This window comes from Nocardia sp. CA-107356 (genome assembly GCF_050946365.1).
Classification (GTDB): Bacteria; Actinomycetota; Actinomycetes; order Mycobacteriales; family Mycobacteriaceae; genus Nocardia.
Genome location: NZ_CP191992.1, coordinates 8,947,682 through 8,969,421 on the forward strand (window position 1 = coordinate 8,947,682; position 21,740 = coordinate 8,969,421).

A 21,740-nucleotide genomic window follows, 5' to 3' on the forward strand; every position below is an offset into this window, starting at 1 on the left:
TGCGGCGGCCGACCGATCATGTCGTAACCCGACGCCTCGGCGCCGCGAAATTCGCCGACCTCGCTGCTGCGGCATATCTCGACGGCGGTACCGCGAGACGGCGAGTTCGGGTTCAGCGAAAGCCGCTAGCCTTGCTGCTATGAGTGACCTGCCCGAGATCCGCATCGGCACCGTGGAGCGTGAGCACGCGATGCAGCGACTCTCCGATCATTTCGCCGCCGGGCGGCTCAGCGTGGCCGAGTTCGACGAGCGCAGCGCCGTGGTCGCGGCCGCGCTGACCCGAGGTGACCTGGATAAAGTCTTCACCGACCTGCCCGAGCCCGCCCGGGCCGCCGCGGTCCCGGCCAAACGCAACTCCGGTTTCCTCGACGAATGGCCGGAGCGACTGATGGCGGTGATCCCGATCCTCGCCGTCATCCTCTTCTTCGTCACCGGCAGTTGGCTCTGGTTCCTGGCCATCCCGCTGGCGGGTGCGCTGCTGTTCAGCGATCGGCACGAGCACCGGCACCGGGGCCGTCGCCAGCGCCGCCGCGGCCGCGGGGAGATCGAGGACTGAATGGAACCCGTCGAAATCAATGCGGGCACCTGGTACCTGCGTGCCCTACGCGCCGACGACCGCATCGATGACCGCCCGGCCCTCGCCGACGGCGGCATCACCGATCCGGACTATGTCGCCCACCGCAGCGAACAGTGGGCCGACGAAACCCACTTCTCGTGGGCCGTATGCGAACCCACCACGGCCGAACTGGTCGCGGAGATCGTCGTGACGCCGACAGCCGATGACACCGCCGAACTCACCGGCTGGGCCCGCCGGGGCTACGAATCCGCCCTCGAAACCGGCACCACCGCCGTCCGACGCTTCGTCGAAGGCGGCCTCGGCCTCAGCCTGCGCTGAGGGGGTCTGCACCAGATCCGGCCTGAGCGTGCACCGTTCGGCCGAATGCGGCAGGAATCGCCACGTTCGAACCGAAAAGTGCACGCTCACGCGAGATCCACGGACAACGGTTGGCGTGCCTCGAGTCGGTTCTCACCGGCGGAGTCGAAGGCAACACCGGCCGACCACAGCTAGCGCATTACGCCGGTATGCCCGGTGGAATAGCGACCGGGCTGTGGCCAGATGGTGAGCCCGTGCGCACCACGCCCAACGGGTATGCGCGCCAACAGGTTCCAGTTCACAATATCGATCGCGTACACCTCACCGTGGTGGCGACCGGAAACCCAGAACACCTGCCCGTCCGCGGAGAGATTGCCCATATCCGGACTGCCACCGCCCGGGATGTACCACTTGTGCACCAACTTGTTCGCCGCGAAATCCCATACCGAGATGCTGCCTTCGTGCCGGTTGGTGATGAGCAGCTGTTTGGAGTCACGGGTGACGTACAACCCATGCGCGCCCTGGCCGGTCGGCACGAAACCGGTGTTCTCCCACGTCGATGCGTCGATTGTGTAGATTCCATCGGCGACCATATCGGCGATGAAGAAGGTGCGTCCGTCCGGCGAGAGCTTGACGTCTTGCGGTTTACCGCCGCGCCCGCCCGGCAGATCGATCATCTTGACCACCGTGCGCTCGGCGACATCGAAGACCAGCATCCGGCCGATGAATTCACAACTGGCCAGGGCGAATCGGCCGTCGGCGGTGAAGTCCATATGGTCGACGCCCGCGCAGTCGGGCACCGCCAGCGCGTGCACCTTCTCCCAGGTGTGCGGATCATAGAAGTCCAGCGACTTATCCGCCTCGGCGACAACGAGCGCGTACTGACCGTCCGGCGTGAAGTACATGTTGTAGGGATCGCGGACCGGGAATGGTGCACCGGGTTTGCCGGTGCGCGGGTCGATCGGCAGCAGGCTGCCCCCGCCGATCGGCAGATCATTAGTGACATACAGCGTCTGCATGTCATAGGACGGCACCACATGCTGTGGCTCCCGACCGCCCGCGGGATAGCTGTCGATCACCTGGAAGGTGGCCGGATCGATCACCGAGACCGAATGCGATTCGCTATTCGGCACGTAGACCAGCGGCCGATGGTCGGCCACCGCCGGGCTCAGTTCCCGGTCCGCGGCATAGACATCGGTCGGCGACAATGGCGGCGGCATGCCGGGCAGTAGGTTCTCCGGGTGCGGCGGCGGCGCCGCGGCGGTGGCGACGACCGTGCTGGTCGGCGGAATCGCGATGCCCACCGATCCGGCCTCGCTCGAGGTGCACCCCGCGACCGTCACGAGGACGGTCAGCGAGGCGAGTAGTTGATGGGTGGCAGACCTTCTGGTCCAGCCATTTGATGCGCAGCTCCGGTGATTGCGCTGTCGGTTCACGCGCTGCACCGTGCCAGGAGGTGGTGAAGACGAGATGACATGGGTGCGAAGCCTAGGCGGTGCCGCCCGGATTCCGTGGCAATCACCGCCGAGGAGCGAGTGATTGCCCGAATCATCCGGAAAGGTGCACTCGGGCAGTCAAATTTCCGATGCCGGCCCGCTGGCGGACCCCACTACCCCGCGTCGCTGAGCACCCGATCGAGCGCGTCGACCACGAAGTCCAACTCCGCCTCGGTGACGGTGAGCGGCGGCCGGAAGCGAATGCCACGCTCGCCCGTGCCGAGAATCAGCACATGCTCGCGTTCCCGCAGCGCGGTCAGCACCTCGTCCCGCAACTCTGCCGTGGCCAGTGTGATCGCGCACATCAGCCCACGCCCGCGTGGTTCGGTGACCCGAGGATGGTCCGCGGCGAGCTGTTCCAGACGCCGCAGCAGATGCGCGCCGAGCGGCCGCGACCGCTCGATCAACTCGTCCCGCTCGAGCACCTCGAGAATGCGCCGGGTGCGCACCATATCGGTCAGGTTGCCGCCCCAGGTGGAGTTCACTCGGGAGCTGACGACGAAGACGTTGTCGGGCACCTCGTCCACTCGCCCGCCCGCCATCACACCGCAGATCTGGGTCTTCTTGCCGAACGCGACCACATCCGGTTCGAGCCCCAGTTGCTGGTAGGCCCAGGTGGTTCCGGTCATCCCGACACCGGTCTGCACCTCGTCGAGGATGAACAGCGCGTCGTGCTTGTGACAGAGCCGCTGTACGGCCTGCAGGAATTCCGGACGCAGATGGCGGTCGCCACCCTCGCCCTGGATCGGCTCTGTGATGAAACACGCAATGTCGTCAGGGTTTTCGGCGAAGGCACGACGCACCTGGTCGAGCGCGTTCGCCTCGGCGGCGGCGATGTCGACACCGGCGCCGAGGTACGGTGCGTCGATGCGCGGCCAATCGAACTTGGGGAATCGATCCGTCTTCACCGGATCGGTGTTGGTCAGCGACATGGTGTACCCGGTGCGGCCGTGGAACGCTCCGGTCAGATGCAGCACCTTGGTACCGAGTTCCGGTGCCCGCCCGTGAGATTCGTTATGCCTGCTCTTCCAGTCGAACGCGACCTTGAGCGCGTTCTCCACCGCGAGTGCGCCGCCATCGATGAAGAACAGGTGCGGTAGCCGGGGATCGCCGAGCACACGCACGAAAGTCTCGACGAAACGGGCCATTTCGACGGTGTAGATATCGGAGTTGCTCGGTTTGTTGAGCGCGGCCACGCTCAGTTCGGCACGGAATTCTTCGTCGTCGGCCAGGGCCGGGTGGTTCATACCAAGGGCATTCGAGGCGAAGAAGCCGAACATATCCAGGTAGGAGCTGCCGTCACGTTCGTCGACGATCCGGCAGCCTCGGGACTTCCATAGGTCCAGCACCAAGTCGAATCCGTCGGCGAGGATGTGCGCAGACAAGATCTCGTGTACCCGGGTGGCGGGGGTGACCGGTGCAGTGCCACTCCCCGCGCGGGTGCGCTCCAGTTCGATGGTCACATCCGTAGGGTACGGAAATCTTTACGAAAGTTCTACAGAACAAACGTAGTAATTCCGGTCAGACGGCTACCTGTCGTAGAATGTCTGCAAGATGATGGTGCTTCGAGTTCTCACGTTGGCGGTCGCCCTGATCTCCTGCAGCAGCTGCTCGAGGTGCCGAGGAGAAGCCACCCGCACCAGCAGTACGTAACTCTCGTCACCGGCCACGGAGTGGCATGCCTCGATTCCCGGGATATGTTGCAGCACGGCAGGCGCGTCATCGGGTTGCGAGGGGTCGAGAGGAGTGATCGCGACGAATGCCGACAACAGTTGTCCCAGCGCCTCGGGGTCGACATGCGCCGTGTATCCCCGAATCACCCCGCGCGCCTCTAATCTGCGGACCCGCGATTGCACAGCCGACACCGATAGGCTCGCCTTTTCGGCCAGATTCGACAGGGTGGCGCGACCATCGGCCATCAGTTCACGAATCAGCAGGCGATCGATGTCATCGAGTACGGGTCTTGCCGGTGTATCCGCCATCAGCGAAGGCTAACCCAGCAGGCGCTAGTCGTGGCGAAAACTTTCAGTCGTTAACTCCCCGTACCCATCCGAGACCGTCCTACGACCCAAAGCTACAGCGGAGCAATCGATGACACACACGCTCGACGACCACCTGACCAAGGATCTTGCCGCCCGCGCGGCGGAATTGCTGCGCACACTCGGTGCACAGCAGCCGGTAGCGGGTGAGTTACCCGCGCGCACGCCGATCACCGGTAGCACGCTGATGACCCTGCGCGCCGATGGCATCGACGAGGCGGATGCCGCGATCGACAGAGCGGCGCGGGCGTTCCGCGATTGGCGCACGGTGCCGGCCCCGGTGCGGGCCGCTCTGGTGCGGCGACTGGCCGAACTGCTCACCGCGCACAAGGCCGAACTCGGCGAACTGGTCACCCTGGAGGCGGGGAAGATCGGCGCCGAGGCGGTCGGCGAGGTGCAGGAGATGATCGATATCTGCGAGTTCGCGATCGGGTTGTCGCGGCAGCTGTACGGCAAGACCATGCCCTCGGAGCGGCCCGGGCATCGACTGATGGAGACCTGGCATCCGCTCGGCGTGGTCGGGGTGATCTCGGCCTTCAATTTCCCGGTCGCGGTATGGGCGTGGAATACCGCGATCGCGCTGGTCTGCGGTGACACGGTGGTGTGGAAGCCGTCGGAGACGACTCCGTTGACCGCATTGGCCTGCCACACCCTGTTGCGCCGCGCGGCCGCCGATGTCGGCGCGGATCCCGAAGTGCACCAGCTGATCCAGGGCGATGCGGAGGTCGGGTCCCGGCTGGTCGACGACGAGCGGGTGGCGCTGGTGAGCGCGACCGGTTCGGTGCGGATGGGCCGTATCGTCGCACCACGGGTGGCCGCCCGATTCGGGCGGTGCCTGCTGGAGTTGGGCGGCAATAACGGTGCGATCGTCACCCCGACGGCGGATTTGGAGCTGGCCGCGCGCGGTATCGTCTTCGCCGCGGCGGGCACAGCCGGGCAGCGCTGTACGACATTGCGTCGGCTGATCGTGCACGCCGATGCCGTCGGACCGCTGCTGGATCGGGTCGCTGGCGCATATCGGCAACTGCGCGTTGGTAATCCGCTCGATGACGGTGTGCTGGTCGGTCCGCTGATCGACGGCCGCGCATACGAGGGGATGCGCGCGGCGATCGAGCGCGCACTGGCCGACGGCGGCGAATTGGTGTGCGGCGGTGAGCGAGTCGGCGGCTTCGGCGACGACGCCTTCTATGTACGTCCCGCGATCGTGCGAATGCCCGCCCAGACCAGCGTGGTTCGCGAGGAGACCTTCGCACCGATCCTGTACGTATTGACCTACCACGATTTCGATACCGCCATCGCCTTGCACAACGGTGTGCCGCAGGGACTTTCCTCGGCCGTCTTCACCGCCGACCAGCGCGAGGCCGAACGCTTCCTCGCCGCCGACGGCTCCGACTGCGGCATCGCCAATGTCAATATCGGCACCTCCGGCGCGGAAATCGGCGGCGCGTTCGGCGGTGAGAAGCAGACCGGCGGCGGACGCGAGTCAGGTTCGGACTCGTGGAAGGCGTATATGCGGCGGGCGACCAACACCGTCAACTACTCCGACCAACTGCCACTGGCCCAGGGCATCCAATTCGGCTGAGCCACAACCCGCCCCGCGGCTGGTCGATGCGTGTTCCGGATGTCGTCGCGGAGAATTGTGACTGCTTCGTACCGGATGCGCGGCGGGCCTTACGCGCCGCTCGTCGCCGCTGACGGATGCGTGGCTGCGATAATCACTCGCGCGGTCCACTGGCCTCGACGTAACGTTGCTCCTGCGACGCGGGGTGGAGCAGCTTGGTAGCTCGCTGGGCTCATAATCCATTGGTCGCAGGTTCGAATCCTGTCCCTGCCACTAACGGTCCGGGCCGGTCGGTTTCTAAACCGACTGGTCTGGGCCATTTTTCGTCGATAGGTGGTTGTGCAGCGAGTCGCCCGAGTGTCGGTAACGGGCTGTGTGCCAGACCGATGGAGCGTGTAGTCCAGGCATCACACCCATACTGACCGGCCTGGCAATACTTCAGTAGGGGAACATGAGAAACCGCTTCATCGCACTCCTCGGCATTGCACTCGCGGGCGCGCTCACACTGTTGCTCGGGGGCTGCGCGTCGCCACCGAGCGGCCCCGGCCTCGTCGCCGCGACGGCGTCGACCACGTCCGCGACCAGCTCGGCACCGGCGACGACGACGTCCACGACGACAACAGCACCGCTGACCACGACGACCTCGGTATCGCCACCAGCGGCCGCGGCCCCCGTCGCGCCCGCGCCGATCGATTCGGCGCCACCCGCGACCACGGCCTACCAGCCACCGGTAGCAGCCGTACCCGCCCAGCCGATCTGCGGCAACGATTCCTACCTCAACTCGGACAACCAATGTGTCCACCGCCCGCAGTCGGCCCCCGCCGCGCCACCCGGCGCCACCGCCCGCTGCACCGACGGCACCTACAGCTACAGCCAGCACCGCTCCGGCACCTGCTCCCACCACGGCGGCGTGGCCGCCTGGCTGTAACCCGGCCTCAATTGCACCGGGCACTCCGTCTATTGACCGGGCACCCCGCACATGGGGTGCCCGGTTCCGACACGGGATGCCCGGTGCGGGCGAGATTTATCCCCAGGGGTGTAGTTGTCCCCAGGGGCGGGGAGGGGGGTGGTGGAGGGGGTGGTGGGGGGTGAGGATCGGGGGGTGGGGATTCCTGAGTTGATTTCTCGGCGGGGGGCGCTGGCCGCGGGGTACACCGACTACGAGCTCGGTGGGCGGGGGTGGTGCCGGGTGCGGCGGGGGCATTACCTGGATGCTGCGAGTGCTGTCGGCTTGTCTGGTACGGAGCGTCACCTGGTCGCGGTTCGCGCGGCGTCGGCGTCGGTGAGCCGGGACGCCGTGGTCTCGCATGTGTCTGCCGCGGTTGTGCACGAACTACCGCTGTGGTCTGTTCCGATCTCCCGGGTTCACATGACCCGTGACCGTGGCGGCGGGGGTCGTACCCGGCGCCAGCTGGTGGTGCACAGGGGACGAATCAGATCCGACGATCAGGTGGAGGTCGACGGGCTGCAGGTGACATCGGCTGCGCGTACCGTCGTCGACCTCGCCCGGACGTTGCCCTTCGAGCAGTCCGTGGTGATCGGCGATGCCGCGTTACGGATGGGCAAGACCTCGCGGTACGAGCTGGACGAACAGCTGGCTCGGGCTGCCCGTAGATCGGGGTGCCCTGCCGCAAAGCGGGTCAGTGGCTTTCTCGACGGCCGTGCCGAGTCCGTCGGCGAATCGCGCAGTCGCGTCGCCCTGCGCGAACTGAACCTGCCCGCTCCCGAATTACAGGCTCGCCTTCTCGCCCCCGACGAGACACAGGTGGCCAGAGTGGACTTCCTTTGGCCCGACCTGGGCGTCGTCGGCGAGTTCGACGGAATGATCAAGTACCGCACCGAATTACGCGGCCCGAGAACCCCCGAAGAGGTCGTCATCGCAGAGAAGATCCGCGAAGACGCCCTACGCGCACTCGGCTGGATCGTCATCCGCTGGACCTGGCAAGACCTCAACCACTCCACCCAATGGCTCCACCGCCTCCACTCAGCCTCCACAATCACCCGCCACACCCCCCGCCTCGGCTCCTGGCTCCCCACTCCCCGGATCTGAACCACCGGGCACCCTGGCTCGGAGCCGGGCACCCCCTGTGTGGTGTGCCAGGTTGGGAGACGGGGTGCCCGGTGGCGATCGCCGGTGGCGATCGCCGGTGGCGGCTAGATCTGGGGTGGTTCGATGCCGAGGGTGCGTAGGCCAGTTCGGTAGAGCTCTACGTTGGCGAGTTTGATGTCCTCGTAGCCGCGGACGACGTCTGGTAGCGCGGCGGCCCGGACGGCGCGGTCGTAGTCTGCCTGGTCGAGATCGGTTGCCAGCGCCGTCACCATCTCGGTGTAGTGCGCAAGCAGGGTGCGTTCGACACGGCGTACTCGGGCATAGCCGAAGGGGTCGAACTTGGTGCCGCGCAGGCGCTTTCCCTTTGCCAGCACGCGCAACGCGAGGTGGCTGTGTGGACCGAGGCCGATCTTCTTCTTGCGGCCCATGGCGCGCAGGATCGGCGGGTGCAGCCGGTAGGTGAGGTTGGCGCCCTCGGGGAGTTGCTCGGCGACCTGGTCCAGGAAGGCCGGATCCGTGAGTCGGCGGGCGACTTCGTATTCGTCCTTGTAGGCGGTGAACTTGTACAGGCCGCGAGCCACCTGTTCGCTGAACTCGGTGCGATCGGTGACGCGCTGCTCCGCATCCCACATGCGTTGCACGGTGCGGACATAGTCGCGTGCGATCCGCACGCCCTGGAAACCGATGAGTTCCACGGCCCGCAGTTCGACCAGCCGCCTGGTCTCACCCGTCGCGGTCACACCGTCGAAAAGGTCTGCCGGAATGGCAATCTCGGCCCGCTCGCGCACCGTGCGGCGAGTGGCGGCGGCGAAGTCGTCCGGGCGGGCGATGGCGGCCCGGCCCCAACGGAACGCCGCGATATTGGCCTGCACCGCAACGCCGTTGATCTCGATGGCCTCCTCGATCGCCCAGGCGGGCAGACGCAGGCCACCGATCTGGTAGGCAGCGCCGACGAGCAGGAAGTTGGCGGCGGCGGTATTGCCGAACAACACCTCGGCGGCGGCCAGCGCATCGAACGACCGCACCGAACGCGACACCTGCTCGAGCCGGGAAAGCAGCAGGCGCTCTTCGGGATAGGCGACGGACTTGTCGTAGACCATATCGCCGGTCGGGGTCTTACTGGTCGACGCGACGGAAAACGTTGTCTGCTTCGAGCCGTAGGCCAGATTCTTGTTATCGGTGGCGGCAAGGAGGTCGAAGGCGACGATGCAGTCGGCCGAACCGGGGGTCAGACGGTTCGCCGGTTCCAGTTCACCGTTCACGAAACGCAGGTGTGAGACGACCGGTCCGGCCTTCTGGCTCAGGCCGATCTGATCCAGACTCGCCACCTCGTACCCGGCGCGCAAGGCGGCGGTCGCCAGCACCTGGTTCACCGTCACGATGCCGGTACCGCCGATACCGGCGAGGAAGACGTTCTGGGTCGTCGCCGGGTCGGCATTCGGGAGGTCGGGCAGTACCGGCGGCTCGGGGCGTCGCGTTCCCTTACGCTTCTCGGCCTTCGCCGGATCCGGCAGTTCGACGGTGACGAAGGACGGGCAGTCGCCGTCCATGCAGCTGTAGTCGGTATTGCACGAGGTCTGATCGATCCGGGTCTTGCGGCCGAATTCGGTATCGACCGGCTGCACCGAGAGGCAGTTGCTCTTGACGCCGCAGTCGCCGCAGCCCTCGCAGACCGCCTCGTTGATGACCACCCGGGTCCGCCGGACCGGCAAGGTGCCCCGCTTGCGCTTACGGCGCGCGTCGGCGGCGCAGTGCTGGTCGTAGATGAGTACGGTCACGCCCGGAATCTCACGCAGCGTGCGCTGCGCCTCGTCGAGCCGGTCCCGGTGCCAGAGCAGGGTTCTGGCGGCGAGGTCGCGCTTGCGGTACTTCTTGGGTTCGTCGGCACAGATGATGATCTGCCGCACACCCTCGGTGGTGAGCTTGTGGGTCAGCATCGGCACCGCGAGCGCGCCCTCGGCGTCCTGTGCGCCGGTCATCGCGACGACATCGTTGTAGAGCAGCTTGTAGGTGATGTTCACGCCCGCGGCGATACAGGCCTGCACGGCGAGTTGACCGGAGTGGAAATACGTTCCGTCACCGATGTTCTGGAACAGATGCCCCACCGTGGTGAACGGGGCCTGCCCGATCCACTGCGCACCCTCACCACCCATCTGGGTCAGCCCGGTGACCTTGCTGTCGTCGCGACCCGACATCGTCACCATGGTGTGGCAGCCGATGCCGCCACCGGCCAGCGACCCCTCCGGTACGGCGGTGGACCGGTTGTGCGGGCACCCGCTGCAGAAGTAAGCGGCCCGCTTCGCGGGCAACACCGCGAGCGACAATGGTTGCGGCAAAGGACGTTTCATCTCCAGGTGCCCCTGGAGCGCACGGCGCAGCGGCGCCACGATCCGACCCGAGGTGAGCTCGCTGTCCTGAGCGAACAGCGGCCGGTTCGCGGCATCGCGCTTGCCGATGATCTGCGGTGCATCGGCTGTGCCGTACAGGATTTCGCGGATCTGGGTTTCGATGAACGCGGTCTTGTCCTCGACGACGACGATCCGTTCCAGTCCCTCGGCGAACTGCCGGACCCGTTCGGGTGCGATGGGATAGGGCATGCCGATGCGCAGCAGCCGGACGCCTGCGCGCATCAGCGCGTCATCATCGACGCCGAGATCGATCAGCGCCTGGCGCACAGCATCGAATGTGGTTCCGGTGGCGGCGATTCCGACGGTGGCCCGCCTCGGGTTCACCTCGATGACGTCGATTTCGTTGACCGTGCTGTAGGCCTTGACCAGCTCCCAGCGCGGTCCGTACAGATCCGCCTCGGCGATCACGCTGTCGGTCGGCGCGGCCATCGGTCGCTGCAGGTAGGTGAACGGCCTACCCTCCCATTCGATCTCGGGCATCGTGATGTCGATATCGCCGACCGTGCCGTCCACCGTCCACGCGCCATCGGCCACATCTGCGACGATCTTCAGTGCCACCAGGCATCCCGATGCCCGCGACAGTGCGACACCGTGCAGACCCATGGTGATGATCTCGCGCGCATTGCGCGGAAACAGCACCGGAATACCCATCGCGGCCAGCGAACGCTCACTCACCGCTGGCACGGTGGAGGATTTGGAGGCCGGATCGTCGCCGACCAGCAGAAGCACGCCGCCACGAGCATTCGCACCGTACATATTGGCGTGCCGCAGCGCATCGGTCGCGCGATCGAGCCCGGGACCTTTGCCGTACCAGACCCCGACGACGCCGTCATGGGTCGCATTGCCCGCGGGCAGATCGGCCTGACTACCCCACACCGAGGTGGCGGCGAGTTCCTCGTTCAGCCCCGGCACGAAGGAAATATCGTGCTCGGCCAGCACGCTCGGCATTCCGTTCAGCATCTTGTCGACGCCGCCCAGCGGACTGCCCTGATATCCGGAGACGAAGGTACCGACCCGCCGCCCGGCACGCAGATCACGAACATGCTGCTCGACCAGCTGTCGAGCGATCGCCTGGACGCCGGTGAGGACAACGGTGCCCGCGCCGACGCGGTAGCGGTCGGCAAGGTCATAGGGGGCTGGGATCAGTTCGCGGTCCGCGAGCTCGGTCATATCGTCCACCCGTCCGCCAGGCACCGATCGGGCGCCTGGCTTCGTTGAGCATTTGTTGTCGCCATACTGTCCTTGAAGAGCTGAACGCACAACCTACATACGCCGTATTGAGCAGACTGCTCAATTCGAGCTATTTACAGTGGGCACGAGCTATGCAGGATGTGAGGTCGAATGTGATCCGGGACACGTGAGCAGGGATGAGTTCTACCGCGCTCTCGGTCGAGCGGGGACGAAGGTGCACGATCCCCGAACGCGGGTGATAGACCGACCGTTTTCGTTGTGACGTGCGTCATTTCATTGGAATCGCATCGCGAGATCGCCCGTTCTTGCGCTAATTTCGCACGGGATGGTGCCGCTTTCTCGCGGCAACCGGGTGGCCGCGGAGCCGAAGGAGGTGCGAGAAGTCTGCCGCGATCGGCTCGCGTTCGGTTCGGCCGCCGGTTCCTTCCCTCATCCGTGCAGTGAAACCATCCGTGCAGTGAACCCATCCGTCCAGTGAACGAGGTAGTTCGCTGCGATCCCCCTTGTAGCGCCGGTCCGTCCGACGTCGGCCGAGGTGTGTCGGGCCTTCGGTCGTCTCGTCGGTGGCGGCTGACCATCGAAGGAAAGTCTTGTCCAGAGTTCCATTCAGGATCGCGATCCTGATGTTGAGTATCGTCTCGCTCGGGCTGTTGGGCCTGCCAGCGCAGGCCGATCCGCTCTACCCCACCCCGGACCCCGATCCGTTCTACAGCGCACCGGCCGATCTCGGTGCACTACAGCCCGGCGATGTCGTGCGCACCCGCAAAATCGACACCGGACCGTACGTCGGCACCGAGGGCTGGCAGGTGGCGTTCCGCTCCACCAACTCGCAGGGCAACCCGGTCATGGGCATGACCACCGTATTGCTCCCGATCGGTGTCAAGAATCCGCCGCTGGTCTCCTATCAGGCGCTGATCAATTCCCTTGGCACCCAGTGCAATCCGTCGCGCTCACTGTTCAATGGCGAATTGCAGGACGCGGTCGGCGCTATGCTGCCCATCGAACGCGGCTGGGCGATCTCGTTGCCCGACTATCTCGGCCCCACCTCGGCCTACGGCGCGGCGCGGCTGAGCGGCATGATGACACTGGACAGTGTCAAAGCCGTGCAGAAGGTGGCCGACCTCGGCCTGGCCAACTCGCCGGTCGCGATCGCGGGTTACTCCGGCGGTGGTATGGCGACCGCTTGGGCGGCCGCGCTGCAACCCAGCTACGCCCCCGACCTGAAGCTGACCGCCGCGGTCGCGGGCGGCATCCCCGCCGATATGGAGGAGATGGCACTCGCCCTCGGCTTCGATCCGCACCCCGGCTTCGGTTTGGCCTTCGCGGCCGCCATGGGCCTGGAGCGCGAGTATCCGAACCGGCTGCCGATCTCGGATCAACTCAACCAAAACGGTTTGTGGTTCCGGGAATTCACCCACGACTCCTGCCGTCGCTTCCTGCTGTTCCACGGAGCCTTCCGCAGCGCCGAGCAGATGGCGGCGTCGAAGAGCCTGATGGACAGTCCGGAGGCGCGAGCGGTGTTGCGGGAGAACAGCTTGCGATACTTTCCCGGAGTTCCGACGGTGCCCACCTTCATCTGGCAGGGGCGCTTCGACACCCTGACCTTCTTCAATCCGGTGGCCGAGGTCGCCGACCGCTATTGCAAGGCGGGAGCACCGGTCGATTTCCATCCTTATGAAATCGCGGAGCATATGACCACCGCGGTCGCCGGTTTCCCCGACGCGTGGAACTACGTAGAGGCGCGGTTCCGGGGCGATCCGGTCCCAACCACCTGCTGACACGAGCGGCCCCGGAGATGCTCTCCGGGGCCGCTTTTCGCGGTAGCGCTGGTTACTCGGTTATCGAGCGAACCTGGTCTTCGTACTTCGCGCGGGTTTCACCGTCGGCGGGATGCAGAGCGCGATCACCGTCGAACATCCTGCGTACCAGACGGACCGCGCGTTCGGGGGCGGCGGCCAGGGCTATATCGATGGGGCCCAGGTAGTTCGGGACGGCTACCTCGGCCTTGCGGGTGTGGCAGGTTTGCAGGATAGCGGCGGCGACATCTGCTGGGTCGACGGTGGGCATACCCTTGCCGAGGGTCAAGCCCGACGAGAGGCGGGTGCGTACCGCCGATGGCATGACACAGCTGACGCTGACGCCCTGCGACGCGAATTCCAAACGGGTTGCGGCGGACAGGCCTACGGCGGCGAATTTGCTGGCGTTGTAGACGGCGAGACCCGCAACCGGGATCTTGCCCGCGAGCGATGCGACATTGACGACATGGCCGCGGCGGCGCTCGATCATGCCGGGCACCACGGCGCGCATGCCGTGGATGAGGCCCCAGACGTTGATGTCGATGGTGGCGTGACCGACCGCGTCGGGTTCGTCGAGGAAGGCACCGGCTGGCATGACACCCGCATTGTTGACCAGGACATCCACCGCGCCGAAATCGGCGACGACCTTGTCCCATTGATCGCGAGCACGCACATCGAGTTCGTATGCGCGAGCGCCGATCGCGGCCGCGGCGGATTCCGCTGCGGCGGCGTCCACATCGACGATGGCGATCTGCGCGCCGTTGGCCGCGAACAGTTCCGCGGTCGACCTGCCGATGCCGCGACCGGCACCGGTGATCAACACCCGCGCGCCCGTCAGATCGATATCCGGATAACCGTGACCGAGGATTTTCATGCGAAGACTCCTTGTTCCAGCGCCGTACGGGTGCTGTGCAGACTGTGTTCGAACGTCGCGAGGCGGCGGCGACCGTCCATGAAATTGGGGCCCATCACCGCGAGATCGGCTGCGGTGGTACCGATCACGAGGACGCGCGTGCCCGCCGCGCGCAGCCCGGCGACCTCGGCCGCGAGCTGGGCGCTCATCCGACTGCGCAGCTGCCGTTCCAGGAAATGGCCGGGACCGGTCGCGGGAACCTTGTCGACAGAGGCCATCGGCGCGAGCACCAGCACCTCATCGAGTTGTTGTGCCGCGAGCAGATCCACCGAGGCGGTCGATCCGGCGCCGCCGTCGACGAAGCGCCGCCCCGCGATCGGTACGGGCGGGAACCAGCCGGGCACCGCCCATGATGCGCGCAGTGCCGCACCCAGGGCGGCCGATGGCGCGTCGGGTGCGCCGAACGGAACCCGTTCTCCCGTTGCGTAATCCATGCTCACCAGCCAGGTCGCGGGATGGGATACCCAGGAGCGGCCCGGATTCAGCCGGTCCGCCAGATTCTGCAGCCAACTCGCATCGCCGCCGCCTTCGGGCAGCAGCCCGCTGCCCGCGGTCAGCAGGCGCTGTCCGGTCTTCGGTGCGTGCAAGGTCAAGCCCAACTCACCCGGCCGCGGCCGGGGCAGCGGCGGGAAGCGTCCCGGCTCGGAACGCATATGCGCGAGCAGAATCGGATTCGTCGAGGTACCGCGCTGCATCGCGATGAGTTCGTCCACCGCAATGCCACTGCCGAGCATGGTGACCGTCTCCGCACCCGCTGACGTGCCGATGAGTACATCCGCCTCGCGCGGATCCCAGTCCAGTACCTCGCGGGTGGCGGCCAGTGCGGCGACGATCCAGGCGAACCCGAGCGTGCCACCGCAGCCGATGGCCAGGCCGCGCCGCTGCGACCCATTTTTGTTACCCATGGTTCCACACACTAGCAGAATTCAAATACCCTCGGTATCTGAAATCCATCGGTACGTAGAATCACCGATATGGCACGTCTGACCCGGTCCGAAAGTCAGGCCCGCACCAGGGCCGACCTGATCGCGACCGCACGCGACCTCTTTCTGGTCGAGGGCTATGCGAAAACCAGTCTGGAGCGCGTGGCCGAGGAGGCGGGCTATTCGAAGGGCGCGGTCTACTCGAACTTCCGCACCAAGAAGGAGCTGTGCCTGGAGGTACTCCGCCTGATCCATGCGACGAAATTCGGCGAGGTGACCGATCTGCTCGCGGCGGGTGAGACGCTGGACGATCAGCTGGCGCGGTTCCACGAATGGGCCGAGCGGACCATCGGCGATGTCGGCTGGACCCTGCTCGAATTCGAATTCGCCACCCTCGCCCGCGACGATCCGGAGTTGCAGGCCGCGCTGGTCTCCAGCCTCGCCATGATGCGCGGCGCGGTCGCGGTGCAGGTGCAGACGCTCTCGGACACGATCGCAATCCCGCTGCCGATGCCCGCCGAGGAGGCCGCGACCGCGATTCTCAGCATGGGAATCGGCCTCGGCATGCAACGGGCGGTCGATCCCTCGATACCGGCCCGGCTGATCACCGATGCGGTACGGCTACTGGTGACGGTCGGCGCGGGACCGCTGCGCGGGATGAGCACGAATCTCACGCGGTGAAATGCAGTGTCCATTCACCGCGGTAGTGCAGCCGGGTGACGCTGCCCGGCGGAATGTCGATCCGCCAGAACGATTTCGGCGGCGCGTCCAAGGTCACCAACAGCGCCGCGCGGATCACCGCCGGATGGGTGACCGCGATGGTGGACATACCCTCGGAGGCGATTTCGGCCATCCAATACCTGGTCCGCTCGACCACATCGACCACGGATTCGCCGCCGTGACCGCGGAATTGCGGGTCGGTCAGCCAGGCGTATAGCTCATCCTGCGGCACCGACATCAGCTCACCGCCGCGCCACGCGCCCGCGTCCAGATCGCGCAGCCGAGCGTCCTCCTCGCCCGGAAGGCCCATCAGCGCAGCGGTTTCCACGGTCCGGCGCTCGGGTCCGGTGAGTACCCGAGCCGCGGCCAAGCGCCCAAACGCCGTGATAGCTCGGCGACCGGCCTCGGTCAGCGATTCGTCGACTGGAAAACGTGCCTTTCGCATCGCCTCGGTCATGCCATGGCTGACCAGGTCGAGTCTGAGCACCTTTTGCACGGTTGGAAGCGTACGGCGCGGCAGTGGCGACCGTACTTCGATTGCCAACCCTTCGCTCGGGCTTGCGCGCCGCCGCGGGCTCCGCGCCTCCCCGAACCTTTTGCCGGTCGCGGATTTCCCCGGCGTGTCGTCGCGGGCCGACGGTCGAATGACGGCTGAGTCTCGGGCGTACCCGGTGCGTTACCCATGTGCTCACGAAACCAGTCGTCGCCGAGTCGGTGCACGATTCGGTGTCAGTGGGTGGGTGCACACTGATGCTATGGCTCAGTTCTCCACCGCGACCCAGGAATGGTTCGACGGCGCCTTTCCCGCGCCAACGGCCGCTCAGCTGGGTGCGTGGAAGGCCATCGCCGCAGGTGAGCACACATTGGTCGTCGCGCCCACCGGTTCGGGTAAGACGCTGTCGGCCTTTTTGTGGGCCATCGATCAGCTCGCGACCAGGGGGAAACCGGAGGGAAAGGCGGCGCGCGGCACCTCGGTGCTCTACGTCTCGCCGCTCAAGGCCTTGGCGGTGGATGTCGAGCGGAACCTGCGGGCGCCGCTGGTCGGAGTCACCCAGACCGCCAAACGGCTGGGACTGGATCCGCCCGCGATCACCGTCGGTGTCCGCTCCGGCGATACCAGTGCAGCGGATCGGCGATCGATGCAGCGCACGCCGCCCGACATTCTGATCACCACACCGGAATCGCTATTCCTCATGCTCACCTCGGCGGCCAAGGAGACGCTGCGCGATGTCGGCACGGTCATCGTGGACGAGGTGCACGCCATCGCGGGTGGCAAGCGCGGTGCGCATCTGGCGCTGTCGCTGGCCCGGTTGGATCTACTGACCGAGCGGCCTGCCCAGCGAATCGGGCTCTCGGCGACGGTGCGGCCGCCCGAGGAGGTCGGCCGATTCCTGGTGGGGAATGCGCCGATCACCATTGTCTCGCCGCCCGCTCCGAAGACCTTCGACTTGTCTGTGCGGGTACCGATCGCGGATATGACCGAACCGGGCGACTCCGATCAGCCGGGGTCGATCTGGCCGCAGGTGGACGAGGCGATCGTGGATCTGGTGCTGGAGCACCGATCATCGATCGTCTTCGCGAACTCGCGCAGGCTCGCCGAGCGGCTGACCGCGCGGCTCAACGAGGCCTACGCGGCGCGGCTGGGCGATGCCGTCGACACTGTGTCCGATACGCCGCGCGCGGGGCCCTCCGTGGTGACGCAAGCCACCTCCTCCGGGCCCGACCCTCGCGGCGGGCACAAACCCCCCGCGCAATTGGGTGCGTCCACCGAAGTGACCCACGGCGCCGAACCGCTGCTGGCCCGTGCACACCACGGTTCGGTGAGCAAGGAGCAGCGGGCGATCATCGAGGACGATCTCAAGATCGGGCGGCTGCGCTGTGTGGTGGCCACCAGCAGTCTCGAACTCGGAATCGATATGGGCGCAGTGGATTTGGTGGTGCAAGTCGAGGCGCCGCCGTCGGTGGCCAGCGGACTGCAGCGGGTCGGGCGGGCCGGACACCAGGTCGGTGAGATCTCGCGCGGGGTGCTTTTCCCGAAGCATCGCACCGATGTCATCCACTGCGCGGTCGCCTCGCAGCGGATGACGGCGGGGCAGATCGAGGCGCTGCAGATCCCGGCGCATCCCTTGGACATCCTGGCCCAGCAGACCGTCGCCGCGTGCGCGCTCGAGCCGATCGATGTCGACGCGTGGTTCGAAACCGTGCGCGGCACCGGCAGTTACGCCTCGCTGCCCCGGTCGGCGTACGAGTCGGTGCTCGATCTGCTCGCCGGTCGCTATCCGTCGGACGAGTTCGCCGAGCTTCGGCCCCGGCTGGTGTGGGACCGTGATGCGGGCACGCTCACCGGCCGGCCGGGGGCGCAACGACTGGCGGTGACCTCCGGTGGTGCGATCCCGGACCGTGGTCTGTTCGCGGTCTACATGGTCGGCGAAAAGGCCTCGCGGGTAGGTGAACTCGACGAGGAGATGGTGTACGAGTCGCGGGTGGGCGATGTCTTCGCCCTCGGCGCGACCAGCTGGCGCATCGAGGAGATCACCTTCGACCGGGTGCTGGTCACACCGGCGTTCGGGCAGCCGGGACGTTTGCCGTTCTGGCACGGCGACGGACTCGGCCGCCCCGCCGAACTCGGTGCCGCCCTCGGCGAATTCATTCGCAAGGCCGGTGCGCAGTCGCCGCGACGCAGGGAGTCCGATCCGGGTTCGGATCTCGGAACCAGGACCGACGGAAAGAAACGCGCCCCGGCGATGTCCACCGACCCGGTAACCGAGAAGCTCGTACGCGGTGCGGGCCTCGACGACAATGCCACCGCGAACCTGGTGGCGCTACTCGACGAACAGCGCACCGCCACCGGCCAATTGCCCACCGATAAGACACTGATCGTCGAGCGGTTCCGTGACGAACTCGGCGACTGGCGGCTGGTATTGCATTCGCCGTACGGGCTGCCGGTGCACGCGCCGTTGGCATTGGCGATCGGGGCGCGGCTACGCGAGCGGTTCGGGGTGGATGTGGCGCCGAACGCCTCCGATGACGGCATTGTGGTGCGGCTGCCCGATACCACCGACGATCCGCCCGGTGCCGAGCTATTCGTCTTCGAACCCGATGAGATCGACGAGATCGTCACCGAGCAGGTCGGCGGGTCGGCCCTGTTCGCATCGCGGTTCCGGGAGTGCGCGGCGCGGGCGCTACTACTGCCGCGGCGTGATCCCGGTAAGCGCGCGCCGTTGTGGCAGCAGCGGCAACGGTCGGCGCAGCTGCTCGACGTGGCGCGGAAGTTCCCGGACTTTCCGATCCTGTTGGAGACGGTACGCGAATGTCTGCGCGACGTCTACGATCTGCCGTCACTGCGGGATCTGCTCGGGCGGGTGGCGCGGCGCCAGGTGCGGCTGGTCGAGGTGGAGACCGCGACACCATCCCCCTTCGCCAATTCCCTGCTGTTCGACTACATCGGGCAGTTCATGTACGACGGTGACAGTCCGCTGGCCGAACGCCGGGCCGCCGCGCTATCACTCGATTCGAGTCTGCTCGCCGAACTGCTCGGGCGGGTCGAGCTGCGAGAACTGTTGGACGCCAGCGTTATCGAGCAGACCGAGCGGGAGTTGCAGCGGCTCACCCCCGAACGTCTGGCGCGGGATGCGGAGGGACTGGCCGATCTGTTGCGGCTGCTCGGGCCGCTCACCGCCGAGGAAGCCGAGCTGAGGTGCGGCGGCGCGGCGCAGCGCACCGCTGTTCCGCTCGACGATGACCAGCCGGGCACGACCGCGGATATCGCTGGCGCAGAGCATGGTGACCCGAGCGAGTGGTTCGCCAGCTTGACGAAAGCCAAGCGCGCATTGGAGGTTACCTTCGCCGGTCGAACTTGGTGGGTCGCGGTGGAGGATGCCGCGCGCCTGCGCGATGCGCTCGGCGTACCACTCCCGATCGGCACCCCGGCCGCATTCATCGAACCGGTTGCCGACCCACTCGGCGATCTGATCGGGCGCTATGCCCGCACCCACGGACCGTTCAACACCGAGGTGGTGGCCGCTCGTTTCGGCCTCGGTACCGCGGTCGCCGCGACCGCACTGCATCGGCTGGTGGCCGAAAAACGCGTGGTAGAAGGCGAATTCACACCCGCCGCCAGCGGCTCGGAGTGGTGTGACGCCCAAGTGCTGCGCCGGTTGCGCCGCCGCTCGCTCGCGGCCGCCCGGCACGAGGTGGAGCCGGTCGCCACCGCCGCCTTCGGCCGCTTCCTGCCGTCCTGGCAGCATATCGGCACCGGTGAACTGCGCGGTGTCGACGGGGTGGCGGCCGTAGTGGAACAGCTTGCGGGAGTGCCGATTCCCGCCTCCGCATGGGAGTCGCTCGTCCTGCCCGCCCGGGTCCGCGACTACTCCCCCGCCATGCTGGACGAACTGATGGCCACCGGCGAGGTCATCTGGTCCGGGCACGGCGCCATCACCGCGAAGGACGGCTGGATCGCACTACACCTGGCCGATCAGGCACCCTTCACCCTGACACCCGCCGACGAGATCGAGCTGTCCGAGGTGCACCTGCGCCTGCTCAGCGCGTTGGGCGCATCGTTTGCCCCAGGGCCCCCGATAGATTCCGGTGCGCAGGCACAGCTCAGCGTGCCGGGGTCGGACCCCGGCCAGGTCGTATCGCTGGATGATGAGGCGGCACCCGACGTTTCGGCGGCACCGGGGATTTCAACGTCGCTGGGCCGCTCGAAGTCCGTCGACGGCGCGGCGGGCCAAGGTTCACCACTGCGACTTCCCCCTGTCCTGCACGGCGGCGGCGCGTACTTCTTCCGACAGCTCGCCGACGCCACCGGACTGCTCGACGACACCCAGGTCGCGGCCGCACTGTGGGAGCTCGTGTGGGCCGGCGTGGTCTCCGGTGACACGTTCGCACCCGTGCGTGCGCTGCTCTCTGGTACCGCGCGGACCACAACCGCCCATCGCACGCCCCGGCGCGCACCGCGCGGACGGGCTTATCTCCCACGGCCGACCATGCCGACCAGGTCCGGACCGCCCGCGGTCGCGGGCCGCTGGTCGCTACTGCCGGAGCGGGTGGCCGACAACACCCTGCGCGCCCATGCGACCGCCGACACCCTGCTCGAGCGATATGGCGTGCTGACCCGCGGCTCGGTACAGAACGAGGGCGTACCGGGCGGATTCGCGCTGATGTACCGCGTACTCACCGAATTCGAGGATCGCGGCCGGTGCCGCCGTGGCTATTTCGTCGACTCGCTGGGCGGCGCGCAGTTCTCCACCACCGATGTGGTGGACCGACTGCGCTCCTTCGATACCGACCGCGCACGCCAGGGCAGCAGCGGGCAGCGTCGAAGCACCGCACTCGCCTTGGCCGCGAGTGATCCCGCGAACCCCTACGGTGCGGCGCTGCCCTGGCCGAAGGGTCCATCCGAGGGCGCTGGCCACCGCCCAGGCCGCAAGGCGGGCGCGATAGTCGTGCTCATCGACGGCGAACTCACGCTGTACCTGGAGCGGGGCGGCAAAACCCTGCTCACCTTCACCGAGGACCCGAATACGCGCCAAGCCGCGGCCGCCGCCCTGGCGGATCTGGTACGCGACCGCCGCGTCGACTCACTGGTGATCGACCGCGTCGACGGAGAAACGGTGCACGGCAACACCTTCGCCGGTTTCCTCACCGAGGCAGGATTCTCCACGACGCCACGGGGCCTTCGATTGCGGAGCAAACCGTGACCCGACCCGGGACCACCGCACGGCCCGAACTCCGCGGCGAAGCAGGACCCAGCGCGACCACGAGCGG

Annotated in this window: 15 protein-coding genes and 1 tRNA gene; 9 read left to right on the forward strand and 7 right to left on the reverse strand. The window is 66.8% G+C overall.

All coding sequences use genetic code 11. The annotated features are described in order from the left end of the window. The first annotated feature begins 139 nt into the window (after window positions 1-139). Window positions 140-556 carry a DUF1707 SHOCT-like domain-containing protein gene (locus ACQP1G_RS40490; protein WP_433195135.1) on the forward strand — a complete coding sequence of 139 codons (417 nt, stop codon included), beginning with the start codon at window positions 140-142 and terminating at the stop codon, window positions 554-556. Next, window positions 557-895, forward strand: coding sequence for a hypothetical protein (locus ACQP1G_RS40495; RefSeq protein WP_433195137.1), 339 nt, complete (start codon window positions 557-559; stop codon window positions 893-895). 170 nt (window positions 896-1,065) lie between these two features. On the opposite strand, the gene ACQP1G_RS40500 is transcribed toward ACQP1G_RS40495, so the two are convergent. From ACQP1G_RS40500 to ACQP1G_RS40510, 3 genes are all read right to left on the reverse strand, one after another. Further along, on the reverse strand, window positions 1,066-2,310 hold the full coding sequence (locus ACQP1G_RS40500) for a hypothetical protein (protein WP_433195139.1): 1,245 nt from the start codon (window positions 2,308-2,310) through the stop codon (window positions 1,066-1,068). A gap of 173 nt (window positions 2,311-2,483) precedes the next feature. Beyond that, entirely contained in the window at window positions 2,484-3,833 is a 1,350-nt protein-coding gene (lat, locus tag ACQP1G_RS40505) for an L-lysine 6-transaminase (protein WP_433195141.1), read from the reverse strand. Window positions 3,834-3,899: 66 nt separating this feature from the next. Then, window positions 3,900-4,352 (reverse strand): Lrp/AsnC family transcriptional regulator, encoded by a 453-nt coding sequence (locus ACQP1G_RS40510; protein WP_040686931.1) that lies wholly within the window; start codon window positions 4,350-4,352, stop codon window positions 3,900-3,902. A gap of 109 nt (window positions 4,353-4,461) precedes the next feature. Here ACQP1G_RS40510 and amaB point away from each other — a divergent pair, with 109 nt between their 5' ends. From amaB to ACQP1G_RS40530, 4 genes are all read left to right on the forward strand, one after another. Further along, complete coding sequence (gene amaB, locus ACQP1G_RS40515; protein WP_433195143.1) at window positions 4,462-5,991, forward strand: L-piperidine-6-carboxylate dehydrogenase; 1,530 nt, start codon at window positions 4,462-4,464, stop codon at window positions 5,989-5,991. A 178-nt stretch (window positions 5,992-6,169) separates the two neighbouring features. After that, window positions 6,170-6,243 (forward strand) — tRNA-Met (locus ACQP1G_RS40520). Window positions 6,244-6,421: 178 nt separating this feature from the next. Next, window positions 6,422-6,898 (forward strand): DUF3761 domain-containing protein, encoded by a 477-nt coding sequence (locus ACQP1G_RS40525; protein WP_433195145.1) that lies wholly within the window; start codon window positions 6,422-6,424, stop codon window positions 6,896-6,898. Window positions 6,899-7,072: 174 nt separating this feature from the next. Then, on the forward strand, window positions 7,073-8,020 hold the full coding sequence (locus ACQP1G_RS40530) for a hypothetical protein (protein WP_433195147.1): 948 nt from the start codon (window positions 7,073-7,075) through the stop codon (window positions 8,018-8,020). 104 nt (window positions 8,021-8,124) lie between these two features. On the opposite strand, the gene ACQP1G_RS40535 is transcribed toward ACQP1G_RS40530, so the two are convergent. Beyond that, window positions 8,125-11,598, reverse strand: coding sequence for an indolepyruvate ferredoxin oxidoreductase family protein (locus ACQP1G_RS40535; protein WP_433195149.1), 3,474 nt, complete (start codon window positions 11,596-11,598; stop codon window positions 8,125-8,127). Window positions 11,599-12,242: 644 nt separating this feature from the next. Here ACQP1G_RS40535 and ACQP1G_RS40540 point away from each other — a divergent pair. Then, window positions 12,243-13,397 carry a lipase family protein gene (locus tag ACQP1G_RS40540; RefSeq protein ID WP_433195151.1) on the forward strand — a complete coding sequence of 385 codons (1,155 nt, stop codon included), beginning with the start codon at window positions 12,243-12,245 and terminating at the stop codon, window positions 13,395-13,397. 52 nt (window positions 13,398-13,449) lie between these two features. Here ACQP1G_RS40540 and ACQP1G_RS40545 read toward each other — a convergent pair whose 3' ends face one another. Both ACQP1G_RS40545 and ACQP1G_RS40550 read right to left on the reverse strand, forming a co-directional pair. Further along, window positions 13,450-14,289, reverse strand: a complete 840-nt coding sequence (locus tag ACQP1G_RS40545) for an SDR family oxidoreductase (RefSeq protein WP_433195153.1) — start codon at window positions 14,287-14,289, stop codon at window positions 13,450-13,452. Beyond that, window positions 14,286-15,233 (reverse strand): patatin-like phospholipase family protein, encoded by a 948-nt coding sequence (locus ACQP1G_RS40550; RefSeq protein ID WP_433195155.1) that lies wholly within the window; start codon window positions 15,231-15,233, stop codon window positions 14,286-14,288. The genes ACQP1G_RS40545 and ACQP1G_RS40550 overlap by 4 nt, the downstream gene beginning before the upstream one ends. A 69-nt stretch (window positions 15,234-15,302) precedes the next feature. Here ACQP1G_RS40550 and ACQP1G_RS40555 point away from each other — a divergent pair, with 69 nt between their 5' ends. Continuing rightward, entirely contained in the window at window positions 15,303-15,932 is a 630-nt protein-coding gene (locus tag ACQP1G_RS40555; RefSeq protein ID WP_433195157.1) for a TetR/AcrR family transcriptional regulator, read from the forward strand. Here the strand turns inward: ACQP1G_RS40555 and ACQP1G_RS40560 are convergent. After that, a complete protein-coding gene (locus ACQP1G_RS40560; RefSeq protein ID WP_433195159.1) occupies window positions 15,922-16,467 on the reverse strand; it encodes a histidine phosphatase family protein in 546 nt (181 codons plus the stop codon). The two genes, ACQP1G_RS40555 and ACQP1G_RS40560, sit on opposite strands and share 11 nt — an antisense overlap. 259 nt (window positions 16,468-16,726) lie before the next feature. Between ACQP1G_RS40560 and ACQP1G_RS40565 the strand changes: the two genes are divergently transcribed. Next, entirely contained in the window at window positions 16,727-21,673 is a 4,947-nt protein-coding gene (locus ACQP1G_RS40565; protein WP_433195161.1) for an ATP-dependent helicase, read from the forward strand. Window positions 21,674-21,740 lie beyond the last annotated feature (67 nt).